Annotated in this window: 22 protein-coding genes; 10 read left to right on the top strand and 12 right to left on the bottom strand. The window is 67.3% G+C overall.

Going from position 1 to position 26,065, the window contains the following annotated elements:
- Positions 1 to 18: 18 nt before the first annotated feature.
- From E4634_RS09755 to E4634_RS09730, 6 genes are all read left to right on the top strand, one after another.
- Positions 19 to 1,233, top strand: a complete 1,215-nt coding sequence (locus tag E4634_RS09755) for a cytochrome P450 (protein ID WP_135443363.1) — start codon at positions 19 to 21, stop codon at positions 1,231 to 1,233.
- Positions 1,230 to 1,982, top strand: coding sequence for an SDR family oxidoreductase (locus E4634_RS09750; RefSeq protein WP_167854839.1), 753 nt, complete (start codon positions 1,230 to 1,232; stop codon positions 1,980 to 1,982). The genes E4634_RS09755 and E4634_RS09750 overlap by 4 nt, the downstream gene beginning before the upstream one ends.
- A gap of 13 nt (positions 1,983 to 1,995) precedes the next feature.
- Positions 1,996 to 3,630, top strand: a complete 1,635-nt coding sequence (locus E4634_RS09745; protein ID WP_135443359.1) for a Na/Pi cotransporter family protein — start codon at positions 1,996 to 1,998, stop codon at positions 3,628 to 3,630.
- Between the two features lie 58 nt (positions 3,631 to 3,688).
- Entirely contained in the window at positions 3,689 to 4,588 is a 900-nt protein-coding gene (locus E4634_RS09740) for an oxidoreductase (RefSeq protein ID WP_135443357.1), read from the top strand.
- 76 nt (positions 4,589 to 4,664) lie between these two features.
- Positions 4,665 to 5,060: a nuclear transport factor 2 family protein gene (locus tag E4634_RS09735; protein ID WP_135443355.1), complete on the top strand. Its 396-nt coding sequence runs from the start codon at positions 4,665 to 4,667 to the stop codon at positions 5,058 to 5,060.
- A 29-nt stretch (positions 5,061 to 5,089) separates the two neighbouring features.
- Positions 5,090 to 6,106 (top strand): dihydrodipicolinate synthase family protein, encoded by a 1,017-nt coding sequence (locus E4634_RS09730; protein ID WP_135443353.1) that lies wholly within the window; start codon positions 5,090 to 5,092, stop codon positions 6,104 to 6,106.
- 1 nt (position 6,107) lies between these two features.
- Here the strand turns inward: E4634_RS09730 and E4634_RS09725 are convergent, their stop codons facing one another.
- Complete coding sequence (locus tag E4634_RS09725) at positions 6,108 to 6,632, bottom strand: RICIN domain-containing protein (RefSeq protein WP_135443351.1); 525 nt, start codon at positions 6,630 to 6,632, stop codon at positions 6,108 to 6,110.
- Between the two features lie 96 nt (positions 6,633 to 6,728).
- Between E4634_RS09725 and E4634_RS09720 the strand changes: the two genes are divergently transcribed.
- Both E4634_RS09720 and E4634_RS09715 read left to right on the top strand, forming a co-directional pair.
- Positions 6,729 to 10,619: a translocation/assembly module TamB domain-containing protein gene (locus E4634_RS09720; protein ID WP_135443349.1), complete on the top strand. Its 3,891-nt coding sequence runs from the start codon at positions 6,729 to 6,731 to the stop codon at positions 10,617 to 10,619.
- Entirely contained in the window at positions 10,609 to 12,510 is a 1,902-nt protein-coding gene (locus E4634_RS09715; RefSeq protein WP_135443347.1) for an autotransporter assembly complex protein TamA, read from the top strand. Before E4634_RS09720 ends, E4634_RS09715 begins: the two co-directional genes overlap by 11 nt.
- A gap of 6 nt (positions 12,511 to 12,516) precedes the next feature.
- On the opposite strand, the gene E4634_RS09710 is transcribed toward E4634_RS09715, so the two are convergent.
- The 5 genes from E4634_RS09710 to E4634_RS09690 form a co-directional block, all read right to left on the bottom strand.
- The gene (locus tag E4634_RS09710) at positions 12,517 to 14,079 is read right to left on the bottom strand and encodes an AMP-binding protein (RefSeq protein WP_135443345.1); all 1,563 of its coding nucleotides are present in this window, start codon (positions 14,077 to 14,079) and stop codon (positions 12,517 to 12,519) included.
- Positions 14,080 to 14,127: 48 nt separating this feature from the next.
- Complete coding sequence (locus tag E4634_RS09705; protein WP_135443343.1) at positions 14,128 to 15,048, bottom strand: 5'-methylthioadenosine/S-adenosylhomocysteine nucleosidase; 921 nt, start codon at positions 15,046 to 15,048, stop codon at positions 14,128 to 14,130.
- 71 nt (positions 15,049 to 15,119) lie between these two features.
- Positions 15,120 to 15,827 carry an SDR family NAD(P)-dependent oxidoreductase gene (locus E4634_RS09700; protein ID WP_276606626.1) on the bottom strand — a complete coding sequence of 236 codons (708 nt, stop codon included), beginning with the start codon at positions 15,825 to 15,827 and terminating at the stop codon, positions 15,120 to 15,122.
- 38 nt (positions 15,828 to 15,865) lie between these two features.
- Positions 15,866 to 17,158, bottom strand: coding sequence for an acyl-CoA dehydrogenase family protein (locus E4634_RS09695; protein ID WP_135443339.1), 1,293 nt, complete (start codon positions 17,156 to 17,158; stop codon positions 15,866 to 15,868).
- Positions 17,159 to 17,227: 69 nt separating this feature from the next.
- The gene (locus tag E4634_RS09690) at positions 17,228 to 18,298 is read right to left on the bottom strand and encodes a phosphotransferase family protein (RefSeq protein WP_135443337.1); all 1,071 of its coding nucleotides are present in this window, start codon (positions 18,296 to 18,298) and stop codon (positions 17,228 to 17,230) included.
- A gap of 184 nt (positions 18,299 to 18,482) precedes the next feature.
- Between E4634_RS09690 and E4634_RS09685 the strand changes: the two genes are divergently transcribed.
- On the top strand, positions 18,483 to 19,295 hold the full coding sequence (locus E4634_RS09685) for an SDR family NAD(P)-dependent oxidoreductase (protein WP_135443336.1): 813 nt from the start codon (positions 18,483 to 18,485) through the stop codon (positions 19,293 to 19,295).
- A 13-nt stretch (positions 19,296 to 19,308) separates the two neighbouring features.
- Here the strand turns inward: E4634_RS09685 and E4634_RS09680 are convergent, their stop codons facing one another.
- The 4 genes from E4634_RS09680 to E4634_RS09665 all read right to left on the bottom strand — a co-directional run bounded on the left by E4634_RS09680 (position 19,309) and on the right by E4634_RS09665 (position 22,422).
- Complete coding sequence (locus E4634_RS09680; RefSeq protein ID WP_135443334.1) at positions 19,309 to 20,106, bottom strand: sugar phosphate isomerase/epimerase family protein; 798 nt, start codon at positions 20,104 to 20,106, stop codon at positions 19,309 to 19,311.
- A gap of 70 nt (positions 20,107 to 20,176) precedes the next feature.
- Positions 20,177 to 20,713, bottom strand: coding sequence for a glycine zipper 2TM domain-containing protein (locus E4634_RS09675; RefSeq protein ID WP_135443332.1), 537 nt, complete (start codon positions 20,711 to 20,713; stop codon positions 20,177 to 20,179).
- Between the two features lie 309 nt (positions 20,714 to 21,022).
- Positions 21,023 to 21,823: a DODA-type extradiol aromatic ring-opening family dioxygenase gene (locus E4634_RS09670; protein ID WP_135443330.1), complete on the bottom strand. Its 801-nt coding sequence runs from the start codon at positions 21,821 to 21,823 to the stop codon at positions 21,023 to 21,025.
- A 98-nt stretch (positions 21,824 to 21,921) separates the two neighbouring features.
- Positions 21,922 to 22,422 (bottom strand): DoxX family protein, encoded by a 501-nt coding sequence (locus E4634_RS09665; RefSeq protein ID WP_135443329.1) that lies wholly within the window; start codon positions 22,420 to 22,422, stop codon positions 21,922 to 21,924.
- A 187-nt stretch (positions 22,423 to 22,609) separates the two neighbouring features.
- On the opposite strand from E4634_RS09665, the gene E4634_RS09660 reads away from it, so the two are divergent.
- The gene (locus E4634_RS09660; RefSeq protein WP_135443327.1) at positions 22,610 to 23,644 is read left to right on the top strand and encodes a LysR family transcriptional regulator; all 1,035 of its coding nucleotides are present in this window, start codon (positions 22,610 to 22,612) and stop codon (positions 23,642 to 23,644) included.
- 33 nt (positions 23,645 to 23,677) lie between these two features.
- Here E4634_RS09660 and E4634_RS09655 read toward each other — a convergent pair whose 3' ends face one another.
- Complete coding sequence (locus E4634_RS09655; RefSeq protein WP_135443325.1) at positions 23,678 to 24,826, bottom strand: Rv3169 family protein; 1,149 nt, start codon at positions 24,824 to 24,826, stop codon at positions 23,678 to 23,680.
- A gap of 50 nt (positions 24,827 to 24,876) precedes the next feature.
- Positions 24,877 to 25,914 carry a phosphotransferase family protein gene (locus tag E4634_RS09650; protein WP_135443323.1) on the bottom strand — a complete coding sequence of 346 codons (1,038 nt, stop codon included), beginning with the start codon at positions 25,912 to 25,914 and terminating at the stop codon, positions 24,877 to 24,879.
- Between the last annotated feature and the right edge of the window lie 151 nt (positions 25,915 to 26,065).

The raw sequence follows: 26,065 nt of genomic DNA, 5'->3' as shown, positions 1-26,065 counted from the left end.
TAGCGCGAGGATACCGCCATGCCGCTGATCACCGAGATGAACCTGCCGGTGCTGCCGGTGGAAAACCCCGACTTCCAGCGCGACCCCATGCCCTACGTGGACGCGGCGCGACAACGCCACCCCTGGCTGGCGCGCTTCGAGCAGGGCTATATCGTGCACGGCTACCAGGCGGTCAAAGACCTCGCCTTCATGGATGACAAACTGGTCATGGGCCTGGGCCACGTGGTGGACTTCTACCAGGTGCGCGGCACGCCCTGGGCGCGCTTCATGCTCGAGATGCTGCAGTCGCACACCGGCCCGGAGCACGCGCGCATCCGCGCCAGCGTCGCCCAGGCCTTCACCCCGCGGCGGGCCAACCGCGTGCGTCCGGCCATGCGCGAAGTGATCGACGGGCTGCTCGACGAGTGGTCCGGCCGCGACGGCTTCGACTTCGCCGAGTTCGCCTCCTACTTCCCCATCGCCGTGCTGTGCGGCGTGCTCGGCGTGCCCACCACCGGCATCCCGCGCATCCGCAACGCCATCGAGACGCACATGGCCTCGCTGACCCTGGACCACAAGTACTACCCGGGCTTCCTCGAAGCCTTCGACCTGCTGTGGGACTACGTGGATGAACTGGTCCGCGACCGTGAGGCCAGCGGCGAGCGCGACGAGGATGCCCTGCTCGATGCGCTGATCGCCGCGCGCGACGCCGGCAAGCTGAGCGACCTGGAACTGCGCGACATGGTGCTGGTGCTGTTGATCGCCGGCTACGACACCTCCAAGAACATGCTGACGCTGACCATGTACCGCCTGCTCGAGCACCCGGAGTACTGGCAGCGCTGCGCCGAGGATATCGACTTCTGCGCCAAGGTCATCGAGGAGATGCTGCGCCACTCCAGTATCGCCACCGTGTTCCGCAGCGTGGTGGAGGATTTCGACTACCAGGGCCACCGCTTCCCGCGCGGCGCCATGGTCGCGTTCTCAATGCCGCTGGCCAACCGCGACCCGGCCGCGTTCCCGGACCCGATGAGTTTCGACCCCTTCCGCGAGAGCGAAACCCGGCACCTCGCCTTCGGCCGCGGGGAGCACATCTGCCTCGGCCAGTTCCTGGCCCGCGCACAGCTCGAAGAGGGCCTGCACCTGATCACCCGGCGCATCAGCAATCCGGTGCTCGCCGGCGACATCGCCTGGCGCCCCTTCCTCGGCGCCTGGGGGCTGAGCACCCTGCCCATCCGCTTCGACGTCGCTGCGTGAGCGCACCGCTGACCGGCCAGGTAGCCCTGGTCACCGGTGCCTCCTCGGGTATCGGCGAGGCGGCGGCGCGCGCGCTGGCCGCCGCCGGGGCGCGGGTGGTGGTGGTCGCCCGCCGTGAGGCCCGCCTGCAGGCTGTCGTGGCCCAGATCGAGTCCGCCGGTGGGCAGGCGGATTACCGCGCGGGCGACATCACCGACGAAGCTTTCGCCCTCGGCGTGGTCAAGGAGACGGTAGAGCGCTGCGGCCGGCTCGACATCCTGGTCAATTCCGCGGGCACCATCCAGGCCACCAGCGTGGGCGGCGGCGACCTGCAGCTGTGGCGCGAGACCCTGGAACTCAACCTGCTGGCCAGCCTGTACACCTGCCACGCGGCCATCGTGCCGATGCGCGCCCGTGGCGGCGGCACCATCATCAATGTCGGCTCGCTGGCCTGCCGCACCACCTCGCCGGTGTACAATGCCTACGCAACCAGCAAGCACGCGCTGTACGCGATGAACGACGGCCTGCGCCAGGAATTGGGCGCGGACGGCATCCGTGTCGCCCTGCTCCTGCCCGGCACCGTGACCACCGAGATATGGACCCAGATCAAGGACCCACAGCACAGCGAGGCGATTCGCGCGCATCTCAACCAGGAGGCGGCGATACTGCCGGACGAACTCGCCGCGGCCATCGTGCACATCGCCACCGCACCGCAGCACGTCAACCTGTCCGAAGTCTGGGTGCGGGCGACACGCGACACCGCCTACTGAGCACGCATTCCCCGTGCTGAATTCGCTGCTGGTTCCGGCCGCCCTGCTGATCGGCCTGCTGCTGTTCCTGTTCGGCATGCACCAGCTCGAGTCCGGCATCCGCGCGCTGGGCTACGCGACCTTCAAGCGCTGGCTGTCGCGCTCCACCGCATCCCCGGTGGGCAGCGCCGCGCTCGGCGTGGGCGTCACCGCCATCCTGCAAAGCAGCTCCATGGTCAGCCTGCTGGTGCTGGCCTTCGCCAGCGCCGGCGTCCTGCCGCTGTACAACGCGGTCGGCATCATCCTCGGCGCCAACCTGGGCACCACTGTCACCGGTTGGATGGTGGCGACCATCGGCTTCAAGCTGTCCCTGCAAACCCTGGCCCTGCCACTGATGGCCGCCGGCGCCGGCGCGCAGATGCTGCCGCGGCAGGGGGAGCGCGGCCGCGGCCTGGGCGTGCTGCTGTTTGGCCTGGGCCTGATCATCTTCGGCCTGGACACCATGAAGGAGGCCGTCGCCGAGCTGCCGGCGCAGTGGGATATCAGCGCCCTGCGTGGGCACAGCGTCATCGTCTACTTCCTCGCCGGCACCGGCATCGCCGCACTCATCCAGTCCAGCTCCGCGACCATGATGATCACCCTCGCCGCCCTGCACGCCGGGCTGATCCAGCTGGACGCCGCGGCGGCCCTGGTGATCGGCGCGGACCTCGGCACCACCAGCACCACCGTGCTCGGCAGCATCGGCGGCAGCGCCGTGAAGCGGCGCCTGGCCCTGGCCCACCTGCTGTTCAACCTCGCCGTGGACCTCGCCGCCCTGCTGTTCCTGCTGCCGCTGCTCCCCGCGCTGCTGGACCTGCTTGGCCTCGCCGACCCGCTGTACAGCCTGGTCACGTTCCACAGTGTGTTCAACCTCATCGGCCTGGTGCTGTTCCTGCCGCTGCTGCGGCCGTTCTCCGATTGGTTGGCGCAACGCTTCAGTACGGGCGAGGAACACGAGCGGCCGCTGGTCGGCCAGCCCACCAGCGTGCCCGATGCCGCCCTGGTAGCGACGGCCGCGGTGCTCGGGGAAATGCGTTTGAACGCGGTGGTCCTCAACCTGCACGCCTTCCAGCTGCCGCCGGAAAACCTGCAACTGGGCGGTGAGCTGGGCGAGGCGCTGCAGGGGGTATTCGCGCAACACCTGGACGCCGAACAGCGCTACCAGCGTATCAAGCGCCAGGAGTCGGACCTGCTCGCCTACTCCTTCGACCTGCAGGAGCAGCCGCTGGGCGCTCCGCAGGTCGCCCTGCTCGGCCGCCAGACGCGCGAGGCCCGCGCCCTGGTCTACAGCAGCAAGACTCTCAACGACATTCGCGAGAACCTGGTGGCGCTGCGCCACAGTGACCCGCCCGAGGTGCAGGCGCTGTACCGCCAGCACCGGCAGTTCGTCGCCCATCTCTACCGGCGCTACCTGCCGGCGGCACAGTCCATCGCCAGCGGCGGCGAAGACGCAGTCACACTGAACGCCCTGCTCGAGGACAATGAGCGCCACTACCAGCAGGCCAACGAGGCGGTGCACGACATGGCGGGGCAGGACACGGTCAGCGGCATCCAACTCTCGACCATGCTCAACGTCAACCGCGAGATTCACCATGCGCTGAAGGACCTGCTGCAGGCACTGCAGGGATAACGCGGCAGCACTGGTCTAGAATCGGGCGGGCAGGCAGATAACTATAAGAGGACGACACATGGCGGCAAACACCTGGAACACTGCGGATATTCCCGCGCAAGACGGCCGCGTCGCGGTGGTCACCGGCGCCAGCAGCGGCATCGGCCTGGCTGCCGCCGAGGCACTGGCCGCCAAGGGCGCACAGGTAATTCTCGCGGTGCGCGACATGCACAAGGGCCGGCGAGCATTGGACAACCTCACCGGGTCGGTACCCGAGGCCAACGCGCAACTGGCCGAGTTGGATCTCGCTGACCTCGCCTCGGTGCGCGCGTTCGCAGCGCAGTTCGCCGACGGGCACGAACGGCTGGACCTGCTGATCAACAATGCGGGCATCATGATGTGCCCCTACGCCACCACCCGCGATGGTTTCGAAATCCAGTTCGGCACCAACCACCTCGGCCACTTCGCGCTCACCGGCCTGCTCCTGCCGCTGGTGCAGGCGACGCCGGGGGCGCGCGTGGTGACGGTTTCCAGCCTCGCCCACCGCGGCGGCAACATCGACTTCGACGACCCCAACTGGGAGCGGCGCGAGTACAACACCGGCCAGGCCTACTGCGACAGCAAGCTGGCCAACCTGCTGTTCGTCACCGCCCTGTCGCGCAAGCTCGCGGACGCCGGCAGCGACACCCTGGCCACCGCCGCGCATCCCGGCTGGACGCGCACCGACCTGCAGCGCCACGTGTGGAAATACCGCTTCCTCGGCCTGTTCATGGGCCAGGACAACGCGGCCGGCGCGCTGCCCACCCTGCGCGCGGCGGTGGACCCGCAGGCCGGCGCCGGCGATTACTTCGGCCCCGGCGGGCGCAACGAGATGCGCGGGCCGCCGGTAGCCGTGGCCTGCACCGACGCCGCGCGCGACACCGGGGCCGCGGCGCGGCTGTGGGCGTTGTCCGAGGCGCTCACCGGCGTCGAATACTGAGCGCGCGGCGCCGGGCAGCTGCACAAGACAAACGACAACAACGCATAACAACCCGAAAGATACAGGAGCAAAGGCAATGAGCGACGGCAAGGCGGTGGTACAGGGGTTGATCAACTCGGTCCTGGCGGGCGACCTCGAGGGCATGTTCTCCCACCTGGCGGAAGACCTGGTGGTGGATGAACCGCTGTCCCTGGCGATCGGCGGCGTGCACCGCGGCAAGCAGGAATTCCTCAAGGGCGTGATCGAGGGCATTACCGCCAAGGCAGACATGCGTATCCACGACTACCGCGTGATCAGCGAGAGCGACCAGGTGGTGGTCAATATGACCCTGGAGTTTATCGGCCACAGCAACGGCGCCACGCTGGAGATGCCCTACGTGGAACTCTACACTGTCAGCGACGGCCTGATCAGCCGCATCGACGTATACCCGAAAGACACCAAGGCGCTGTGCGCTTTCTGGGACACTATCTGAACTGAATCCCCAGCCACGGAGAGCGATACATGCCGGCGGCGCGCGACGCGAAACAATGGGCTGCCGACGGCGGCCTGCAGGGTATAGGCGACTCCCTCTACACCCCCTTCTCCGGTCCCGACGGCGACGCCATCGACTGGGAGGCCTACCGCGCCCTGGTGCGCTACTGCGTGGGCGACCTCGGCCACGCCATGCTCTGGCTGACCAGCGGCGTGGGCGAGTGGTGGTCGCTGACCCTGGATGAACGCAAGCGTCTCACCGAGGAGGCCATCACCACCGCGCGAGCCATCGCCCCGGATACGGTGATCCAGGCCTGCACCTGTGCCAGTTCGGCCAAGGATTGCGTGGAGCTGACACTGCACGCGCAACAGGCCGGCGCCGATATCTGCTACATCCAGACCCCGCCAACGGAGGTACACGGCGGCGAGGGGGTACAGCGGTTTTTCCAGTACGTCGCCGAGCGTACGGACATCGCCCTGGGCATGTTCAACTCCACGTCCTCGGGCTGTGTACTCACACCGGCGGACGTGGCCCGCATCTATCGCGACATCCCCGCCGTATGCGCGCTGAAAGAAGGTACGCAGCAGCGCTGGCGCAGCAAGCAGGCACACCGCCTTGCGCCGGGCCTGGTCATCTGGGAGTGCGACGCGCTGGTGTACCGCGCCGGTTGGCTGCAGCAGGGCATCGTCGGGCCGGCGCAACTGGGCACCACCGGTTACCTGCTGGAGACCCCGCAGGACCGCCGCCTGACCACTTACTGGACGCTGGTCTGGGAGTGCCGCCTGGGCGAGGCCATCGACTACGCGCGGGAAACGGATTTCGACCGTTTGCTGGAGGAAGTGGCCGGCTGGTTCACCCGCTACCCGGGACGGCCGGACTACCTCACCCACTGGGGCGAGGCGTTTCGTTATGCGGCGGCGGTGATCGGCTTGCCGGTCGGCGACTACCCCCATTCGCGCCCACCCCAGGCCCTGCTGCCCGAGGCGGGAAAGCAGGCGATCTGCGAGGCCTATGAGCGCGTGGGCTTCGCCCGCGCCGCCGGCTGAATCAGGACTCTTCCCAGACCTGGTTGGGCGAGCCGCTGCACTTGGTGAGGATCATATTGCCCTGTTTCTGCTCGGGCTTGCCGGTCGCCTGCAGGCAGCGCTCATCCTTGTTCACCAGGCGGTTCTTGTCATCCAGTTCCCACTGCTGGGCCTTGCTGTCGTCGCAGGCCTGCATGATTGCGCTGGCGCCGAGCTTGAGGGCGTTGCCCTGCACGCCGACACAGGTATCGCCGCGACTGACCAGCCGGCCCTTGTCGTCGAAGCGGAACTCCTGGGTCTGAGCGGTGGCATTGCAGGGCCGGAATACAAGGTTCGCACCCACCGCGCTGACACCGCCGGCGATCTGCATGCAGCGCTTGGACTTGAGCTCGAAATGCCGCCAGTCCTGGGCCTCCTCGAGCAGCTGGTGGCCCTGCTGCTGCATCGTCTTGAGGGCTGTGGTGTTGAGGTCCACGGCCAGAGCCGCAGGCGCGGAGACAGTAACGGAGACGGCGAAAGCGAGTGTCGCCAGGGTTGCGTGTTTCATTGCTTGGGACCTTTCTCTAGTATGTGCTGGACAGGTTGCGGATAGACTTTCCGCCAGCACCTGTCGTAAGTCAATAGACAACGGATACCGCCGGAAGTGCGCCTACGCCTCAAGCCAGTCCTGGTAATTCTGCCACTGCTCGTCATCGTTCTGGTCGCCCTGCCGCTGCTGCTGGGCGCCACCAGCGGCGGTACGCGTTGGCTCGCCGAGCGCGCCCGGCATGTCGCCGGCGACGCCCTGGCCTGGGATACGCTGGAGGGTCAACTGCTGGGCGACCTGCAATTCACCGGCCTGCAGCTGCACAGCGCCGGCAATGCTGTGAGCATCCGCGACCTGCAGCTGCGCTGGACGCCAACGGCCCTGCTCGCTGGCCGCCTGCAGGTGGATGCGCTTATCGCCAGCGGCATCCAGGTCAGTATCGCTGAAGCCGAACCCGACACGACCCAGAGCGCGCCGCTGCGCCCCGAGGACCTGCAGCCGCCGCTGGCCATTCGCGTCGACCAACTGCAGTTGCGCGACATCACGGTAGATACCGGCGGCGAGGCCCCGCTGCGCATCGATAGCGTCGAGCTCGTCGCGGCCTACGCGGACGGCGCCCTCGACCTGCGCGAGATGAGCGTGCGCGCCCCGGAAGGTTCACTGGCAGTGTACGGCGAAGGTGGCCTGCACGACGCCCTGCCCCTGGACCTGGCCGGACGCTGGCAGTGGCAGCTGCCGGACCAGCGCGAGACCACCGGCGAGTTCAGCGCGCGCGGCGACAGCGCCCGCCTGCAGTTGTCCGCCACGGCCAGCGGCGCGTTTCCACTGCAGCTGCAGGCGCATATCGAAGACGCGCTCGGCGATGCGCGCTGGGAGGGCGAGCTCAGCTGGCCCGACTTCGCGCCCCTGGGCGAGGCCGAACCCCTGCGTGTGGCCGCCGGCACACTGCGCAGCAATGGCAACCTGCAGCAGTACCAGCTCGAGCTGCAACTCGCGCTCAGCGGCGTCGTACCGGAACCCGTCGCCGCCAATCTGCAGGCTGAAGGCGATACCCGGCAGTTGGCCATCCGCTCCCTGGCGCTGGACAGCGAGCGCGGCCGGCTCGACCTGCGCGGCACCCTGGCCTGGGAGACAGCGCCCGCCGCCGAGCTCGAATTCACGGCACGCCTGGACAAGCTCGATGCGCTGCAAGCCGAACTGCCGCGACAGCTCGGCCTCTCCGGCAAACTCGCGGCGAGCTACTTGGGCGACCAGCTTGAATTGACACAGATGCAAGTGCGTGTCGACGACAGCCCGGCGCAGCTTGCCGCCAGCGGCTCTGTGCAGTTGCGCGACGCCCAGGCTCCGCAACTGCAAATCGGCGTGACCTGGCGCGAACTGCGCTGGCCGCTACTCGGTGAGACACCCATGGCATCGCTACCCCAGGGCCAGCTGACCCTGGCGGGAACACCGGACGACTACCGCCTGCAACTGGCGAGCGACGTCGCCGGCAGCGCCGTGCCCCCCGGCCAGTGGCATATGGACGCCAGCGGCGACAGCGGGCACCTGCAACTGCACGAGTTGCTCGGTGAACTGCTGGGCGGCGAACTCGTGGTGCAGGGCGACATCGACTGGGCGCAGGCCCCACGCTGGTCGCTGCGGGCCAGCGGTCGCGACCTCGACCCGGGGCAGTGGCAGGCGGACCTGCCCGGCTCGCTGGCCCTGGGGCTGTCCACCGAGGGCGTGATCGACCCGGATACCGGCCCCCGGGCCAGCCTGATGCTGCAGCGCCTGCACGGCGCGCTCGCCGGCTATCCCCTGGACGCCAGCGCCGAGGCCGGCATCGCAGGCGAAAATATCGAACTGGTATCCGCGAGGCTGGCCAGCGGTGCCAACCGGCTCAGCGCGGCAGGCAAGGTGAGCCCCGAGACGCTGGCCATCGACTGGCAGCTGGCCGTGGACGATCCCGGCGCCCTCGCCGCGGACTGGCGCGGCGCGCTCAGTGCCAGCGGGCAGGTACTGGGCAGCCCGGACGCACCGCGCCTGCAGGCACAGGTCGAGAGCGATGGTCTCGCCACGGAGTCCCAGGGCATCGCCGGCTTGCGCGCCAGGGTGCAGGCGGGCCTGGGCGCCGACGACCCGCTGGAGCTGGATGTCCGGGTAGACACGGTCAGCGCCGATGGCCAGGCATTGCTCGACAGCGCGCACCTGGTGGCGCAGGGCACCACCGCCGCACACCGCCTGCGACTGGACGCGAGCGCGCCGAGCGAGGACCTGCAACTGCAACTCGAGGGCGGCCTCCAGGAGGCTGCCTGGGACGGACAGCTGACCATTCTCAACCTGCACAGCGCCGCCTACGGCAACTGGTTCCTGCGCGAGGCAGCGGCGGTGCAACTCGCCGCCGACGGCCAGCAACTCGGGCGCGCCTGTATCGATGAACCACTGGACCAGGCCTTTGTCTGCACCGGCGCCGCGCGCGACAGCGCCGGTGCCATCACTCTGGACGCCGAACTGGGCGGCGTCTTCATCGACCGCTTCGCCCCCGGGATTACCGGCCAGGTCAGCGGCGACCTGCAGGCTTCCGTGGCGGTGGACGGCGCGCTGCTGGCGCGCGCGGACCTGGCCCTCAGCCCCGGCGCCCTCAGCGTGGACACGGCGCAGGGCCAGCAGCAACTCCCCCACCAGGGCGGCAGCCTGGGCCTGACCATCGGCGCCGCCGGGCTGGATGCACAGCTGGCGCTACAGGGCCAGCGGCAGCCGGTGGTCGAGGCCGCGCTGCAACTGCCGCGTTTCAATCGCCTGCCGCTGGCCGAGGAACAACCACTGCGCGGTGACATCCACGCGGAATTCGCGGACCTCAGCGGCCTGCAGGCACTGGTCGCGGAACTGGGGCCCACCTCCGGCCGCCTGCGGGCGGACCTGCAGCTCGCCGGCACTCTGGTGCAACCGCTGGTGCTCGGCGAGGTCACCCTGCGCGATGCGGCCATCGAGGTTCCACAGGCGGGGCTCAAGCTGCAGGCGGTGAACTTCAGCGCCACGGGCAGCGCGGAACAACCCGGCGTACTGGCTATCGATGGCAGCATGCGCTCCGGCCAGGGCAATATCGAGATCACCGGCGACTACGCCCTGGCCGACAACCGCCTCGACCTGCGCCTGCGCGGCGACCGCTTCCTCGCCTACGACACGGAGGACGCCCGCGCGGTACTCTCGCCGGACCTGCGCCTGGGCTGGGACGGCGACCTGGCGACCATTCGCGGCAGCCTCGAGATACCCCAGGCCGACGTGACACCGCAGCTCAAGCTCAGCCCGGGCCTGGCCACGGAAGACGTGGCGGCGGACGAGGCGTCGCCCGCGGTGATCGCGCCCTCCCCCGATGTCATCGTGCTCGGCGACGACGGCGAGGTGAGCGCCCCCGCAGCGCCCGAGCTGCCGGTGCGCCTGGATAGCGAGATCGAGGTGCGCCTGGGCAGCAAGGTGAAGGTCCGCGCGCTGGGTTTCGCCGGCGGTATCAGCGGCGGCGCGACCTTCGTCAACAAACCCGAAGACCGCACCCTGGTGCCGCTGGCGAAGGGCCGCTTCGCGGTGGAGAACGGCACCTTTCGCGCCTTCGGCCAGGACCTGGAAATCGAAACCGGCACCGTGCTGTTCAACGGCGGTTCGGCGACCGAGCCGGAGGTCTCCCTGCGCGCGGTGCGCTGGATCGACAACGACACGGTGGTCAGCGCCGCCGGGGTACAGATCAGCGGGCCGCTGGACGAGCCGGTGCTGGTGCTGTTTTCGCAGCCGCAGCTGGACCCGGCGGACATCCAGTCCTACCTGCTCACCGGCCACTCGGCGAGTTCCCGCGACAGCGTGCTCAGCATCGGCACCTACATCCACCGCAAACTGTACGTGGGCTACGGCTATAACGTGCTGGCGGAGACCAGCGAGTTCGACGCGCTGTACACCATCACCCCCCGCTACGGTATCGAGGCCAGTGCCGGCGAGGCGGACAACCGGGTCAACCTGACATTCACCTATGAACGCTGAACCCGTCGCACGCCTGTTACTGCTCTGCCTGCTGGCGTTGGTCGCGCTGGCAGCGCCCGCCGCGCGCGCTGCGCCGACACTCGCCGTGGAGGTGAGCGGCATCGAAGGCGAGCTGCTCGATAACGCGCGCGCCGCCCTGGCTATCGCGCAGCAAGCGGGCAAGCCGGGCCTCGGTGCTCAGCAGATTCGCGACCTGCACAGCCGCGCGCCCGACGAGATCCGCCTCGCCCTGCAACCCTTCGGCTATTACCAACCGACGGTGGAAGACCGCCTGCGCGAGCCGCCCGCCAGTGACGGCCTGTGGCGGGCAAGCTATGTCATCGATCCCGGGCCGGCGGTCACCGTCGGCGACCTCGACATCCAGTTCACGGGCGCCTCCGGTGACGCGCAGCTTGCACAACTCGCCACCGGCTTCGCCCTCGCGAAGGACACACGCCTGGACCACCGCCGCTACGAGGCGGCCAAGCGCGACCTGCTGCAGGCGGTGAAAGAGCTGGGCTACCGCGACGCGGCCTACACCCGGCACCGGGTGGTGGTGGATGTGCCGGCCTCGCGTGCGGATATCGCCCTGGCGATCGCCACCGGCCCGCGCTTCTACATCGGTGCGATCACCTTCGAACAGGAGCGGCTCGATCCCGCGTTTCTCGAGCGCTTCTTAGTGCTGCACAGCGGCGCCCCCTACAACGGCGCGGCGCTGGCGGAACAGCGCCGGGTGCTCAGCCGCAGCGGCTATTTTCGCGAGGTGGAGATTCTCCCCCTGCCCGGCGACCCCGCGCGACCCGACACCGTGGACCTGCGCATCCGTCTCGCCGACTACCCGCCCAACCGCTTCCGCGGCAGCCTGGGCTGGGGTACCGACACCGGCTTCGGCGCGCAGCTGGACTGGACGCGGCGCTATGTCGGCGGCCGCGGCCAGCGCTTCACCGCCAGCGGCGCCGCGGTGGAGGAACGCAACAAACTCGCCGGCGACCTCAACTACATCATCCCCATGGACCCGCTGAGCGGCAGCCAGCTCGAGTTCTCCGCCCGCCACGAGAGCAAGGACCTCACCTACGAAGATGTCGGCCTGCCCGAGGGCGGTGAAACGCGTATCGCCACCAACCTGGTCTCGGCCTTCTGGCATAGCCCGCCGCGTGAGTGGGGCGCGTTCTCACTGGAAACGCGCAGCGGCATCAGCCTGGTCGCCGAGGACTACGACGTGTTCGAGGTGCTGTTCGGCAACCTGTCGAACGCCGACCAGGAGTTCCTCATCGACCTGCTCGGCCCGCAGGCCTACGACACGCTGACGCCGGACTTCGAGGCAGTGGTCGGCAGTGTGCGCCTCACCGCGCGGCGCGCCGACGAGCGCCTGTTCATCCGCGACGGCGACCACTTCCGCCTCGACCTGCTCGGCACCGACGAGGCACTGGGCTCGAACATCGGCTTCTGGCAGGCCGCGCTGAGCACCTGGCACATCCGTCCGCTGTTCGACAGCGACCGCGTGCTGGTGCGCACGGCCATCGGCTACTCCGAGGCGAAAAGCGATAATGTGCTGCTGGTGGATTTCAACAAGATGCCGGAGTACTACGAATTCCGCGCCGGCGGCGTGCACAGCATCCGCGGCTACGGCTGGGAGGAACTGGTGCCCGACGACGCCATCACTGGCGGCAAGCACCAGGTGATCGCCAGCGTGGAATACGAACACCAGGTCATACCGGAGTGGAGCGTCGCCGTGTTTGTCGACGGCGGCAACGCGTTCAATGACTTCGACCGCATCAAGCCGGTGTACGGGGCGGGTATCGGCGTGCGCTGGCGCTCGCCAGTGGGCATGGCGCGTATCGACCTGGGTATCCCGCTGGATGACGCGGAGGATTCCTTCCAGGTGTATATCACCGTCGGGCCGGAGTTCTGACCCGGCTCAGCGCGTCCACGGCGCGTCGCCGCCGAACAGCTTGCGCAACTCCTTCTTCGCCAGCTTGCCCGAGGGCAGGCGCGGCAATTCCTCGACAAACTGGTAGCTGCGCGGGCAGGTGATCGCGGAGATGCGCTCGTGGCACCAGTCGTCGAGTTGCCGGCGCAGTTCGTCGCCGGCGTCCTCCCAGTGCAGCGGCTGCACGATGGCCTTCACCTCTTCGCCAAACTCCGGGTTGGGGATGCCGATCACCGCCACGTCCAGAACACAGGGGTGCAGGATGAGCGTGTCCTCGATCGCCTGCGGGTAGATGTTGACTCCGCCGGAGATGATGGTGAAGTCCTTGCGGTCGGTGAGGAACAGGTAGCCGTCCTCGTCGAGGTGGCCGACATCGCCCACCGTCGCCCACTCCGGGTGCTGCGGGTGGCGTGAAGACGAAGTCTTGTCGGCGTCGTTGAGGTAATCGGAACCGCGCCCCTCGGCCACTTCGAAGTAGAGAATGCCGTCCTCGCCGGGGGGCAGTTCATTGCCCGCCTCGTCGCAGATGTGCATGGCGCCCTGCAGGCTGCGCCCGACGGAGCCGGGCTTCTCCAGCCACTCGGCAGCGCGGATGTAGGTGGCGCCGATGTTTTCCGTGGCGCCGTAGTACTCGTCGATGATCGGGCCCCACCAGTCGATCATCTGCCGCTTGATCCCCACCGCGCAGGGAGCCGCGGCGTGCAGTACGTACTTGAGGGATGACGTGTCGGCGGCGCTGCGCACCTCATTGGGCAGGGCCAGCATGCGCACGAACATGGTGGGCACGAACTGCGCGGCGCACACCTGGTACTCCTGGATCGCCCGCAACGCCGCCAGTGCATCGAACTTGTACAGGGTGACGAAAGTGCCGCCCAGGCGCTGGGTCACCAGCATGCTGCTCAAGGGGGCGCCGTGGTAGACGGGGCCCGCGTTAAAAGTCACCAGAGGGTCGAAGCGCTCGTAGAGCTGCGTACCGCCCTCGGTGGGTGAGAGCGCCTCGATCAGCCCCGGCGTGAACTTGTGCATGATGCCCTTGGGCCGGCCGGTGGTACCGCTGGAATACAGGAAGTGATAGCCGCCGACCTGGTCGGCGATCGGCGTGACCGGCATGTCCTGCGCGGCCCGCCACAGCGACTGGGCGCCGGGCAGGGGCGAATCGCCGACATCGAAGCAATGGGTGATCGCCGGGATCAGCGTCTCGCGCTGGGCCAGCAGGACCGCCGGCGTCTCCCCCACTGCGGTGGAAAAGAACAGCGCACGGGCGCCGCTATCGTTGACGATATACGCGGCTTCCGCGGGCTTCAGGTGAGTGGAGAGCAGCGCCATGAACAGGCCCGAGCGCTGCGCCGCCCAGTACAGCAGGGGAAAGTCCGCCGTGTTCTTGAGCATGATGGCGATGCGGTCGCCCGGTTGCAGGCCGATGCTGCGCAACAAATGGGCGAGCCGGTTGGAGCCCTCGTCCAGTTCGCGGTAGGTGAGCGACTCACCGCTGTCGGCGACGACAAAGGCGAGACGGTCGGGGTGTGTGGCGGCGTGCTGGTAGGGATGCATGTTTTTCTCTTTATTGTCTGGAGCTGTCAGGTCCCGGAGCGTACCGGGTCAGAGTTCACCGCTGGCCAGTACCGCATCCAGCAGTCGGCCGGCGTTGCGTTCGGCCACCGCCTTGAACTCGTCGAATTCGTTGGGATTGTCGTTGCCGACAATGTCGCTGATGGCGCGCAGCTGGACACAGGAGGCGCGGTTGGCCCAGCACACCTGGGCGATCGCGGCGCTCTCCATGTCCACCGAGGCGCTGCCCCAGGTTTCGCGAATAAACGCGGCCAACTCGGCATCGTCGTTGAACGCCATGCCCGAGGTACCCAGGCCACCGGTGATCACCCGCGCCGGTTCGCCGTCCGCCGCTACGAGGTCCAGGCCCTCCGCGGTGTCACCGACCAGGCGCACCAGGCGTTCGTCCATCGCGTAGAGTTCCTGGCGCACCGGCGCCTCTTCGCCGGCGCGCCGCGTCGCCATGCCCCAGGGGAACAGGTTGCCGTAGTTGACATCGCGACGCTCATCCTCGAGGAACGGGGGGATGCGATAGCCGGTAGGAGCAGTGTCGTCGCGGGTGAAACGGCCGCCGAATTCATAGTAGTGCCAGTACAGCGGGACGTTGAGATCGCCCTTGCGCAGGCTGGGGTCCAGCCCACCGGCGACGCCGGAGAACATGAGGTGGCGGATCGGGTAGTGATCGAAGGCCAGTTGCGTGGTCATCGCCGCGTTGGTCAGGCCGATGCCGCTCTGGAAAACCACGATGTCCTGGCCGTGTACGCGCCCGATGTGGAAGTCCACGCCGTTGTGCTGTTCCACCCGCTCGATTTCCTCGCCCTGCAGTCCGGCCAGGATATTGTCGAACTCGCCCTGGTAGGCCGCCACGAGGGCGATATAGCCAGGCGCTGCCGGTTCTTGCGGGGCGAGCGTGGAACAGGCGGACAGCGCGCCGCCAAGGCCGATGGCCAGCAGCCAGAGCAGGGGTTTCATGGCGTTACCTCGTGACAGTATCGCTCTCTAGTTAGGGTGACAGCGCGCTGCCTGTCAACCGCGCGATCTGCTTAACCGCGCTGGCCGCCGTCGACCCGCAAAATAGCGCCGGTGGTAAACGCCGAGGCGCTACTGGCCAGCAGCAATACGGCACCGACGATTTCGACCGGGTCCCCAGGGCGGGCGGCGGCGTTGGTGAACTGGGCGACGACCTCATCGGTCCAGTCGCCGTGGGCCTCGGTCATGAACGGCCCGGCGGACACTGTGTTGACACGCACCGAGGGGGCGTACTCTTTGGCCAGCGACACGGTCATCGCATTCAGGGCTGCCTTGGCTGCGCCATAGGGCACCACGCCGGGCAGCGCCATCAGCGCACCGGTGGAACTGATGTTCACGATACTACCGCCCTCCCCCGCCGCCATGCGCTGCGCGACCTGGCTGGCGAGCCGGAACGGCCCCTTGAAGTTCAGGTTGAGCACCGCGTCGAACAACTTCTCGCTCACCTCGTGGCTGGGACAGGCCGGCGACATGCCCGCGTTGTTGACCAGGATATCGATGCGCCCGAACTCGGCGTAGGCCGCATCCAGCAGCGCATCGCACTGCTCCCAGCGGCCGACATGTGCCGATAGTGCCAATGCGCGTACGCCGAATTCGCGCGCCTGCGCGGCGACTGCCTCGCAGTTCTCCAGCTTGCGGCTGACGATGATCACGTCGGCGCCGCGCGCGGCCAGCGCCAGCACCATCTCGCGGCCGAGCCCGCGCGAGCCGCCGGTGACCAGGGCGACCTTGCCGGTAAAATCGAGTAGCGGGTCCAGGGTCAGTCCTCCAGCAGGTGGCCGTACTTGCGCTTCGCCGCTTCCAGCCGGGTGGGATTGTGGTCGGTGGGAAACAGGCCGGGTGCGGGCTGCACGTTCTTCAGGAACGCCCTTGCCACCTGCACCTGGTGTACCTCGGTGGGACCGTCAGCCACCGCCAGCGCCGGCGCCCCCGCCCAGATCTTGCCCAGCGGCGTTTCGTGGGTGATCCCAAGCGCGCCATGCAGGTGCACCGCGCGCTGGGCGACGTCGTGGAAAATCTTGCCCAGTTGCACCTTGCACATACCGATATGCGTGCGCGCGGCGCCGTGGGGTTCGTTGTCGATAATCCACGCCGTCTTCAACACCAGCAGGCGGAACTGCTCCAGTTCGATGATCGAGTCGGCGATCTGCGCCTGCACGATCTGGTGGTCGGCGAGCCGCTTGCCCTTGGTGCGTCGCGAGACCGCGCGCTCGAGCATCATGTCGATCGCGCGCTGCAGCAGGCCCACTGTGCGCATGCAGTGGTGGATGCGCCCGCCGCCGAGCCGCGCCTGGGCCACCTTGAAGGCCTGGCCTTCCCCGCCGAGTATGGCGTCCAGCGGTACCCGCACCTGGTTGTAGCGGATGTAGGCGGAGGTCGCGTTCTCGCCGTCGAGGTCGTCGGTGAGCATCGGCGAGTTGCGCAGGATCTCGATGCCCGGCGTGTTGCCGTCCACCAGGAACATGGACATGCGCTCGTGCGGGGCGTTGTCCGGGCTGGTCACCGCCATCACGATGATGAACTCCGCAAAGCGCGCATTGGAGGAGAACCACTTCTCGCCCTCGATCACCCACTCGTCGCCCTCGCGCCAGGCCTTGCACTCGAACTCCAGCGGGTCGGCGCCGGCCTGCGGCTCGGTCATGGAGAAGCAGGAGACGATATCGCCATCCATCAGCGGCTTAAGGTATTTCGCTTTTTGTTCCTCGGTACCGAACATGGCGAGGATTTCCGCGTTGCCGGTGTCCGGCGCCTGGGTGCCGAACACTGTCGGCGCCCAGCTGGAGCGGCCGAGAATCTCGTTCATCAGCGCCAGCTTGACCTGGCCGTAGCCGGGGCCGCCAAGGTCCGGGCCCAGGTGGCAGGCCCACAGCTCCTGCGCCTTCACCTGCTCCTGCAAGGGCCGCACGATGCGCCGCGCCTTGCTGTGCTTGACGTCGTACATGTCGTAGGGACTGGGGAACAGCAGGTCCACGAGTTCGCATTCCTCGCGGACAAACGTGTTCATCCAGTCCAGTTTTTCCTGGAAGTCCGGTTCGACACGGAAATCGATCATCGGCGTTACCTCATTTTCTTATCGCTCGCGCCCGCTGCAGTGCTGGCGCTTGTTGTCGTTATTGGCGGTTCAACAGAACTTGCGGATGTGCTCGGCGGAGGTAGTGAAACAGTCCGCCACGATCTCGGCAAACCAGGCGCCCACTTTCGCGTCGAGCTTGCCGGCGGCAGCCTGGGCGACCTTGTACTCCATAATGCAGCCGGCCTTGAAACGCGCCAGAATCAGGTAGTAGTCGAGGTGGCTGACATCGCGGCCAGTACCGGCGGCGTAATAGCGCGCCAGCTCCTGGCGGGTGGGCCACTGGCTGGTGTCGTGCAGGGAGTTGGGTGTCAGGTCGGGCGTGCGCTCGTCGCGCAGGCCGCTGCAGAAACCGCCCATGTCCACCATCGGGTCGCCGATCGTCGACAACTCCCAGTCGATCAACGCGTTGAGGCGCGCCGGCGGCTCATGGGCGAACAGCATGTTGGGCGTGCCGAGGTCGCTGTGGATGATGCCGGGTTTGGCCGCCGGCGGAATGTTGTCCCGCAACCAGCGCTCGGTGAGGTCGTAGCCCGGCAGTTCGCGGCCCGGGTAATTGTACTTTTCCTTGTAGGAACGCAGCTGGCCGGACCAGCGGTCCACCTGTCGTTCCAGGTAGTTGTCGGGCTTGCCGAATCCCTCGAGGCCCACCGCCAGGTAGTCGACATTGGCCAGCGCGACCAGCGCATCGACCACGGCAAAGGGAATGCGATACTCGTAGGGCATGCGATCGAAGGGCGCCGGATGCACCACCTTCTGGTCGATCACCTGCCCGGACCAGCCCTCGACCTTTTCCATGATGTAAAACGGCGCGCCAACCACGCTATCGTCGTCACAGCTGGCGTAGCAGTGCGGGTGCGGTACGTCGGTGCCGGCCAGTGCGGTGAGCACCCGCGCCTCGCGCAAAACGGTGCGTTCGCTGCCCGGCGGCGGGACCGCCGGGGGACGGCGCATGACGACCGCGTGGCGGCCGCGCTCCAGGTTGACCACCACGTTGGAATACCCGCCGTGCAGCAGGCTCGCCTGCAGCGGGCCATCGCCGAGTTCCGGCAGGTGCGCATCGAGCCAGGTACTCAGGCGCGGGATGTCGATCAGTTCGTCGAGCTTGTGCTGCAGTCCCATGGTGTTGTAATCCTTATGCCGGACTGGCGCGCCGCCTGGGGCGACGAGCGCGCGGTGACGCCGCTAGACTAGCACCGCGGCGACGGCGCCGGCCAGTCCGCGGCCGCTTGCAGGCGGCGCGATCACACGGCCTATGGCCGGCGGCCGATAGCGGGACCTAAATTCGATAGACGCGGGAGACAATGTGGATACACAACTGGCAGGCAAGGTGGTCATCGTGACCGGCGCTACTGCGAATATCGGCCGGGCCATCGCGCTCGCCTTCGCCGCAGAGGGCGCGCAACTGGTGGTGGTCGGTCGCGATGAAAACGCGGGCGCACGCGTCGTGGCGCAGGCGCTGGAGCGCGGGGCGGCGGGCGCGGAGTTCGTCGCCGCGGACCTGCTGGACCCGGCCTCCCCCGGGCGTATCGTCAGCGCAGCGCAGGCCCTGGGACCGATCGCGGTGCTGGTCAACAATGCCGGCGGCAATGTCGGCGCTGGCCTGTTCGTGGACTCGGACCCGGACGACTGGCAGGCGGATATCGACCTCAACCTGCTCAGCCTGCTGCGCATGACGCACGCCGTGCTGCCGACAATGGTCGCGGCCAAAGGTGGCCGTATCATCAACATCGGCTCCACCGCCGGGTTGGTGGGCGACTACATGCTCAGCCTGTACTCCACCGCCAAGGCCGCCGTCCACGGTTTTACCAAAGTACTGGCCAAGGAGCTCGGCCAGCACGGCGTCACCGTCAATTGCGTGGCGCCCTACGGCACAGTGTCAGAGGACCCGGAGGCGTTCAGCAGCGGCAGCCGCTTTCGCCCGGACAGTGCATTTTTCGCGCGCCTGGCCCAGGCTGACCCGGCCGACCGGGAGAAGATGCAACGCCCCGGCGGCGTGCTGGAGCGCAAACTGGCCAGACCCGAGGAAGTGGCCGCGGCGGTGATCTACTTTGCCGCGGACAGCGCCGCCTTCGTCACCGGCCAGGTGCTCGCAGTGGAGGGCGGCACCCTGCTGTAGGCTGGCGACGGATTCAGCGGCCAGCGGCAGCCAGTTGCTCGCGGGCACAGTGCGCGGCGTGACCAATGCGCTCCAGCGCGGGGCGCGTCACCGGTTGCGGCACTTCCAGTTCCACCGCTGCGCCCGCGGGTAAGGCGCGCAGGAAATCGACCACCGGGAAACAGCCTTCCCCCGGCGCCAGGCGGTTGCCTACTGCCTCCTCGACATAATCGGTGGTCACGTCGAGATTGGCGCCATCGCACAACTGGGCGTAGGCGAACAGTGCCGGGTCCAGGGCGAGTACGTCGGCCGGTCTCCCTCCCGAACGCACCAGGTGCAACAGGTCGATGCCGATACCGACGTTGGAGCTGCCCACCTTTACGACCAGGTCGCGCATGCTCTCCAGCGTATTCCAGCGCGGCGACAGTGCCATGAACTCGATACCCACGCGCAGGCCGTACTCCCCGGCCACTTCACCGAAGCGCGCCAGGGTCTCCACCACGCGGGATTCCTCGGTATCGAACAGCAGCGCAGTGGCACCGCGTGCGCCGAGCGACGCGCCCAGTTCGAGCGCCGGGCGATAGGCCTCTACCGGCGCGGCGGGCGCGATCGGAAACGCCTCGATATTCGCCACGCCAACGCCGGTGGCTGCAAGTTCCTGCTTGAGGGCGGCGATGTTGTCCGCCGTCACCAGTGGAAAGATATTATTGGCGGGGTCGAGGGGCTGGGAGACCACCGAGACCTCCTGGCAGCCGACCTCGGCGGCGATGCGTACAAGTTCAAGCGGCTGGATTTCCAGCGCGCACATCTGGTGAACGCCAAGCGTGCCCATGCAGGGGCCCTCCGTAGTTATGCTTATCGGGATGATCCCGGCAGTGTACTACGGAGGGCGGCGGGCTTGCTTACCCGTTGTTGCGGGTCGTCACCAGTTCGCCGTCACGCACCGGGATGGTGGAACCCGGGTCGTAGTCCATGCGCACGGTGCCGGTCTTGCCCTTGAGCTCGTAGGTGACCTGGTAGGCGACGGTCTCCTCGCTCACGTCGTTGACGGTGTTACAGCGGCGCTCGGTGGTCTGGTAGGTGTCGTTGGCCTGCATGCTGCCCTGCACCTGGTTGCCCGCCACGCCGCCAACCACGGCGCCCGCCACCTTGGCACCGGTATTCTTGCCGCCACCGCCGATGGCATCACCAGCCAGCGCACCACCGACCGCGCCGATCAGCGTACCGGCAATACGATGCTTGTCCTTGACCGGCGCCTGCTTGGTGACCACGACGTCCGCGCATTCCTCGCGCGGTGTGGACACCTGGCGGGTGATCGGCTCCACCGCAACCACTTCGGCGGCATCCCCATCGGACAACATGCTGTAGCCCGCGATGCTGCCGGCTGCAGTGGCGACAGCGATACCCATGACGGTGCCTGTAATCATCGACTTGTTCATTGTTCTCACTCCTGTCTCGCTCATGATGTCCGTCGTTCATTCAGCGCGCTGTTGTTGCAGCAGCTGCCAAACGACGAGTTGAGTCGATTAAAGCGGACTTCAGCAGGAGATCGCTATGCAGGAATACCGAGAAAAAAATGAAAAAGAATGTAACGAAATGTAAACGGGATTTAGCACTGTATATACAGTGGTTTTACCAAGTCTATGGCTTTATACGACACGTCATAACCAAAGCAATGTAGCGTACTTTATTCCCGAAATATTGATTTTCTATACACCCAGGTATTTCAGATATATAGCCACACCCGCTCACCGGCTCCAGAGAAACTGGCTGCTGGCATAGCCCAGCACGGGAACACTGTGCGCCTCATCGCAGGCCCTGCCCGCCAGGCCATAGCAGACGTGCAGGGGCAGCAGGTGTTCTTCCCGCGGGTGGCAGAAACGGGCACCGGGCGCCTGCGCCCAGTCCCGCAGGCGCGCCTCGCGCTCGGCCTCGGTGAGTGCCGGTGATGCGATGGTCTCCTGCAGCCACGCCTCGAACGCCCGGTTGTGTTCCAGCGCGGCCGGCGTACGTGCGGCGAACGCGCGCATATTGTGGAAGGAAAAACCCGAACCGATCACCAGCAGGTTCTCGAACTCGAGGGCGCGCAGGGCCTGCCCCAGGGCCAGGTGGGCGGCCGCGTCGAGATCCCCGGTGAGTGAGAGCTGCACACAGGGTATCGAGGCCGCCGGGTACATGATCTTCAGGGGCACGAAGACACCGTGGTCCAGGCCGCGCTGGGTGTCGACCTCCACGGCGATACCCGCCTGTGCCACTGCGCTGGCCACCGCATCCGCCAGCGCGGGCTGGCCGGGACAGGGGTAGCGAATCTCGTAGGATTCGGGCGGGAAACCATAGTAGTCGTAGATGAGTTCGGGGTTGGCAGCCCCGGTGACTGTCGCCACCGGCGCCTCCCAGTGCGCGCTGATCACCAGTATCGCCGAGGGCCGGCGCAGGCCGGGGGCGATCTCGCGCAACCGTTCGACCAGGGCGGCGTGCCCGGGGTCACCCAGCAGCGGCAGCGGGCCGCCACCGTGGGAGAGGAAAAGCACCTGGGTATTGCTGTTCATCGAAGCACCCTCAGAATCGGGAAACAGGTTCCGGTACCGACGCGCGGGCTATGCTGCGAGCCGCAACGCGGCCGGCACCGGAGGAAGTGATCAGCGGATCACGCACCGCGTACCGCGGGGCGGCCGAGCAGCGAGCTGCGCTGGCTGGAACCACCGGCCAGGGCTTTGTGCAACAGGCCGTCGAGGGAGATCTCACCCGCACCCTGGATCACCAGCGCGGCAGTAGCTGCCAGCAGGCTGAGGCCGAATTCGTAGCCGTTGTTGGCCAGGAACAGGCCGTTGCCGATGTGTACGCTGAGAATCGCCACCAGCATGGTGAACGCGGTCACCAGCGCCGCCGGGCGGGTCAGCAGTCCCAGCACCAGGGCCAGGCCGCCAAAGAATTCCGCGCTGCCCGCCAGCAGCGCCATCAGGTAGCCCGGCTCCAGGCCGATGCTCGCCATCCACTGGCCAGTGCCTTCCAGGCCGTAGCCGCCGAACCAGCCGAACAGTTTCTGCGAGCCGTGGCCCGCCAGGATGATGCCGGTCGGAACGCGCAGCAGCAGCGCGGCGTAGCCGCCAGACGATGCCAGAAGTGTATCGGTGATTGCCTTGTTCATGGTGGTACCCTCGCTTTGATCGTAGGTGTTTGTGGTCGCGGTGGCGGCTTCGTGCTGTTCGCTCGCCGGCACCTCAAGCATGGGGCCTAGATTACTATCACCGATTTGGATTATTAATCGGGCAATCATTGCTTAATTATCAACGATACATTGATAATTGCGATTGAAAACCCGAGCGGAGAACAACATGGACCGGATCGACGCGATGCGCGCCGTCGTCGCGGTGGTGTCGGAAGGCAGTTTCACCGCCGCCGCGCAACGGCTGTCGATGTCGCCGCAGCTGGTGAGCAAGTACGTGGGGCAGCTGGAGCAGCACCTCGGCGTGCGCCTGCTCAACCGCACCACGCGCCGCGTGCACCCCACCGAGGCCGGCAGCCGCTACGCCCAGCAGGCGCAGCAGGTGCTGGACGATATCGATGACATGGAAAACCAGCTGGGCGACCTGCACGGGGAGGCCCGCGGCGAGTTGCGCGTCAGCGCGCCGGTGTCCTTCGCCATGCGCCACCTGGGCCACTTCCTCAACGATTTCCAACAGGCGTATCCGGAGGTCGGTATCGACCTGCAGCTGAATGACCGCAAGGTGGATATCGTCGAGGAGGGTTTCGATGTCGCCCTGCGCATCGGCCAGCTCAGGGATTCATCCCTCATCGCCCGGCGCATTGCGCCGGTGCGCCTGGTGCTGTGCGCCGCCCCGCAGTACCTGGAGCGCCACGGCACGCCGCAGCAACCGCAGGACCTCGCCGGCCACCGCTACCTGCGCTACGGCTACCGCGACAGCGACGCCGACGACGCGCTACAGCGCTGGCTGGGCGAAGGCAGCCCGCCGCGCGGGGCGCTGGCCAGCAACAACGGCGACGTACTGGTGCAGACGGCAATCGCCGGCGGCGGTATCGTGCTGCAGCCGACGTTTATCTGCGGCGAGGCGATTGCCGCCGGCGACCTGCAGGTGCTGCTGCCCGATCACGAGCCCCCGCCCCTGGCCCTGTACGCGGTGTACGCCCACCGCAAGCTGCTGGCGAACAAGCTGCGCTGCTTTGTCGAATCGATCCAGGGCTACTACGGCGAGCCGCCGTACTGGGACCGCTTCGATAGCGCTATCGGTGGTAGCGGTGAAGGAGTTGGCCGTAAAGAAGTTAGCGGTCAGCGAGACAGCCGAGACCGGACCAGCCCGGCAAAACCAAAATTGAAAACGCCGCGACGGAAAAAGCCGCCACCGAAATAGCGGCACGCGCAATCGCGACGATGCGCCCCGGCCTCAGGGAAGCGGCTGATCCGCCCCCGGGGCGCCGCCGAACATGCCCTCCAGCCCATAGGGCGCATACGGCCCGATGTGCATCTGCTCGAGCACGCCGTAACCCACCTCGTCGCCGCAGCGGGCCACCACCAGTTGCTGGATGTGCAGGTTCTCCCAGGCCAGCGGGTCCGGGGCATCGCAGTCCCAGCTCTCGGCGCCGATGGCCAGTTCGCCCTTCCAGGCGCCGTGGCCCCACTCCGGGTGCTGGTAGCCGATGCCCTTCATGCGAAACAGGGCGACGGGCTCGAGGTCGATCTCGATGTTCTCACCATCACGGTCCTGCATGCGGATCTGCGCGGAACTCGCGCGCCGCGTGCCGGGTTCGAAGCACAGCTGGTGTTCGACCCGGCCGCGCCACTGGGTGAGACCGCTTTCATCGCCGGGGTCGATCGTTTGCGCCACGGCGCCGGCAGTGACGATGGCCTGGTCGCTGTGCCACTGGTAGCCGTCGCCATCCTCGTACAGGCCGGCCAGCGTGCAGCGCTCGCGCCAGTGGATCGGCGCCCACAGGAAGTGCACGTTGTGGCTGGCCTGCATGGGCGCACCGCCGGTGTAGCGCTCGCCGACCTGGCGAATGCCCCAGGAGCGGTCCTTGAGGCCGAAGGTCTCGCTGGCATCCACCGCGAGCTCGATGCCGTTGCAGCGGATATAGCCGTGCCAGAAGCCGAACTGGTCGAAGCGCGTGACGTCCTGGATGAGGTGGCGCTCATTGCGCTTGGTCTGCCGCCCCTCCTCGATCGCGCAGCTGCGCGGCGTGAACACCAGGTCGCACTCGATGCCGGTCTCGTTGGGTTCGATGCGCAGGCGGTGGCGACCCATGGGTTCGAGGATCTGCAGGGAGAACGGACCCACCACGGTCTCCGAAGGCTCGCGCGGCGCACGCCGCGAGGCGTGAAAAGCATACTGCCTGCCGTCGATGACCAGGCTGAAACCGCAGTCGAGAATACCTAGGTTGGGATAGCGCCCCAGGGCCACGGCGAAATACACGGCGCCATCACGGGAGTGCCCGTTGTACCAGTAGCGGTCGTAGGTAAAGCGGTCGCTGGTGGCGGTGTAGGCGATCGGGTCCACCGTCTGGTGAATCGGGAAATCGTCGAAACGGGTAATCATGCGCGCGACCTGGAATGCTCGGGAACTGGAATGTTGGCGGATACCCTGGCCTACAGCAACGCCAGCGTGTCGAGGTCGCGAATGGCGGCGCAGGAGCGCTTGGCCATGGCCAGGAACATCGCGTCGCTGTCGGCGCTGCGCTCCCCGGTGGCGTAGATGCAGCCGATGGTGGTGATCATCGTGGCCTGCAATTGGCCGAGCCGGTAATCGTCGAAACACTGCGCGAAGTCGTAGTCGCGGATGCCGCGGGCCAGCAGTTCATCGTGGTACAGGGTCACCAGCTCGCGTTCCGCCGCGCGACGGTCCTCTACCGACAGGCAGGTGCCGAGGAAATAGGCCAGGTCGCGCAGGGGTGGGCCGAGTGCGGCGGTCTGCCAGTCGAGGGCGTAGACATCACCGTCGCTGTCACCGAACAGCAGGTTGTCCAGGCGGTAGTCGCCGTGGATCACGGAAAACGGCCGGTCCGCGGCGCGCAGCCAGCGGTCTATACACTGCGCGGCGGCCAGCACCGTGGCGCAATCCTCCTCGCCCAGTTGTTCCCGGTAGCGCTCGACAAACTGCGCGGCGGCGGGCCGGGTGATACCGATCAGGAAATCGACGCGGCCGGGCTCAAAGGTGTTGATCAGGAAACCGCACTGGTGCAGGGCGGCGTCGTTCCAGTGCGGCGCGTGCAGCCCCGCCAGGTTGCGGATGGCCTCGCGCGAGCGCGCTACGCTGCAGCCTTCGGCCTGTACGCCCGGGCGGCGCGGCGCGAGGTCTTCCAGCAGCAGCAGGCAGTGCAGGTGGTCCGGGGAAATCTGCGCGTACCAGCAGCGCGGCATGCGCACGTCCACCGTGTCCGCCAGTTGCGAGTAGAAGCCGACCTCGGCGGCGTACCCCCCTTTCACCCGGCCGCGTGCCTCCAGCGAACCGTGCGCGACCTTGGCGATCAGCGACGACGGGCCATCTTCGGTCTGCAGTTGCAGTCGATAGGAGGCGCCGGTCTGGCCCGTGCCTACCCGCTGGCGCTCGAAGGCAGTCACCTCGCAGCCCAGCGCGCCGGAGAGCCATCCGGCGGACACATCCTCGATTTCCAGCACTGCTGTCATGCGTGACTCCAAAGCGCGATCGACGGCCCAGGGCGCCGGGCCGGTATGCCGGTCGCTACAAAAGTTCTACTCCGGAGAGTAAAGTTCGGCCAAATAACTAAATATTCGTCAATTTTGACCGCTGTCGCCGCGCGGTGCAAGCCCCTTTGCG

This window comes from Mangrovimicrobium sediminis (genome assembly GCF_004745945.1).
Classification (GTDB): Bacteria; Pseudomonadota; Gammaproteobacteria; order Pseudomonadales; family Halieaceae; genus Mangrovimicrobium; species Mangrovimicrobium sediminis.
The sequence above is the reverse complement of the archived record's forward strand: the minus strand, read 5'-3'. Positions and strand labels throughout refer to the sequence as shown.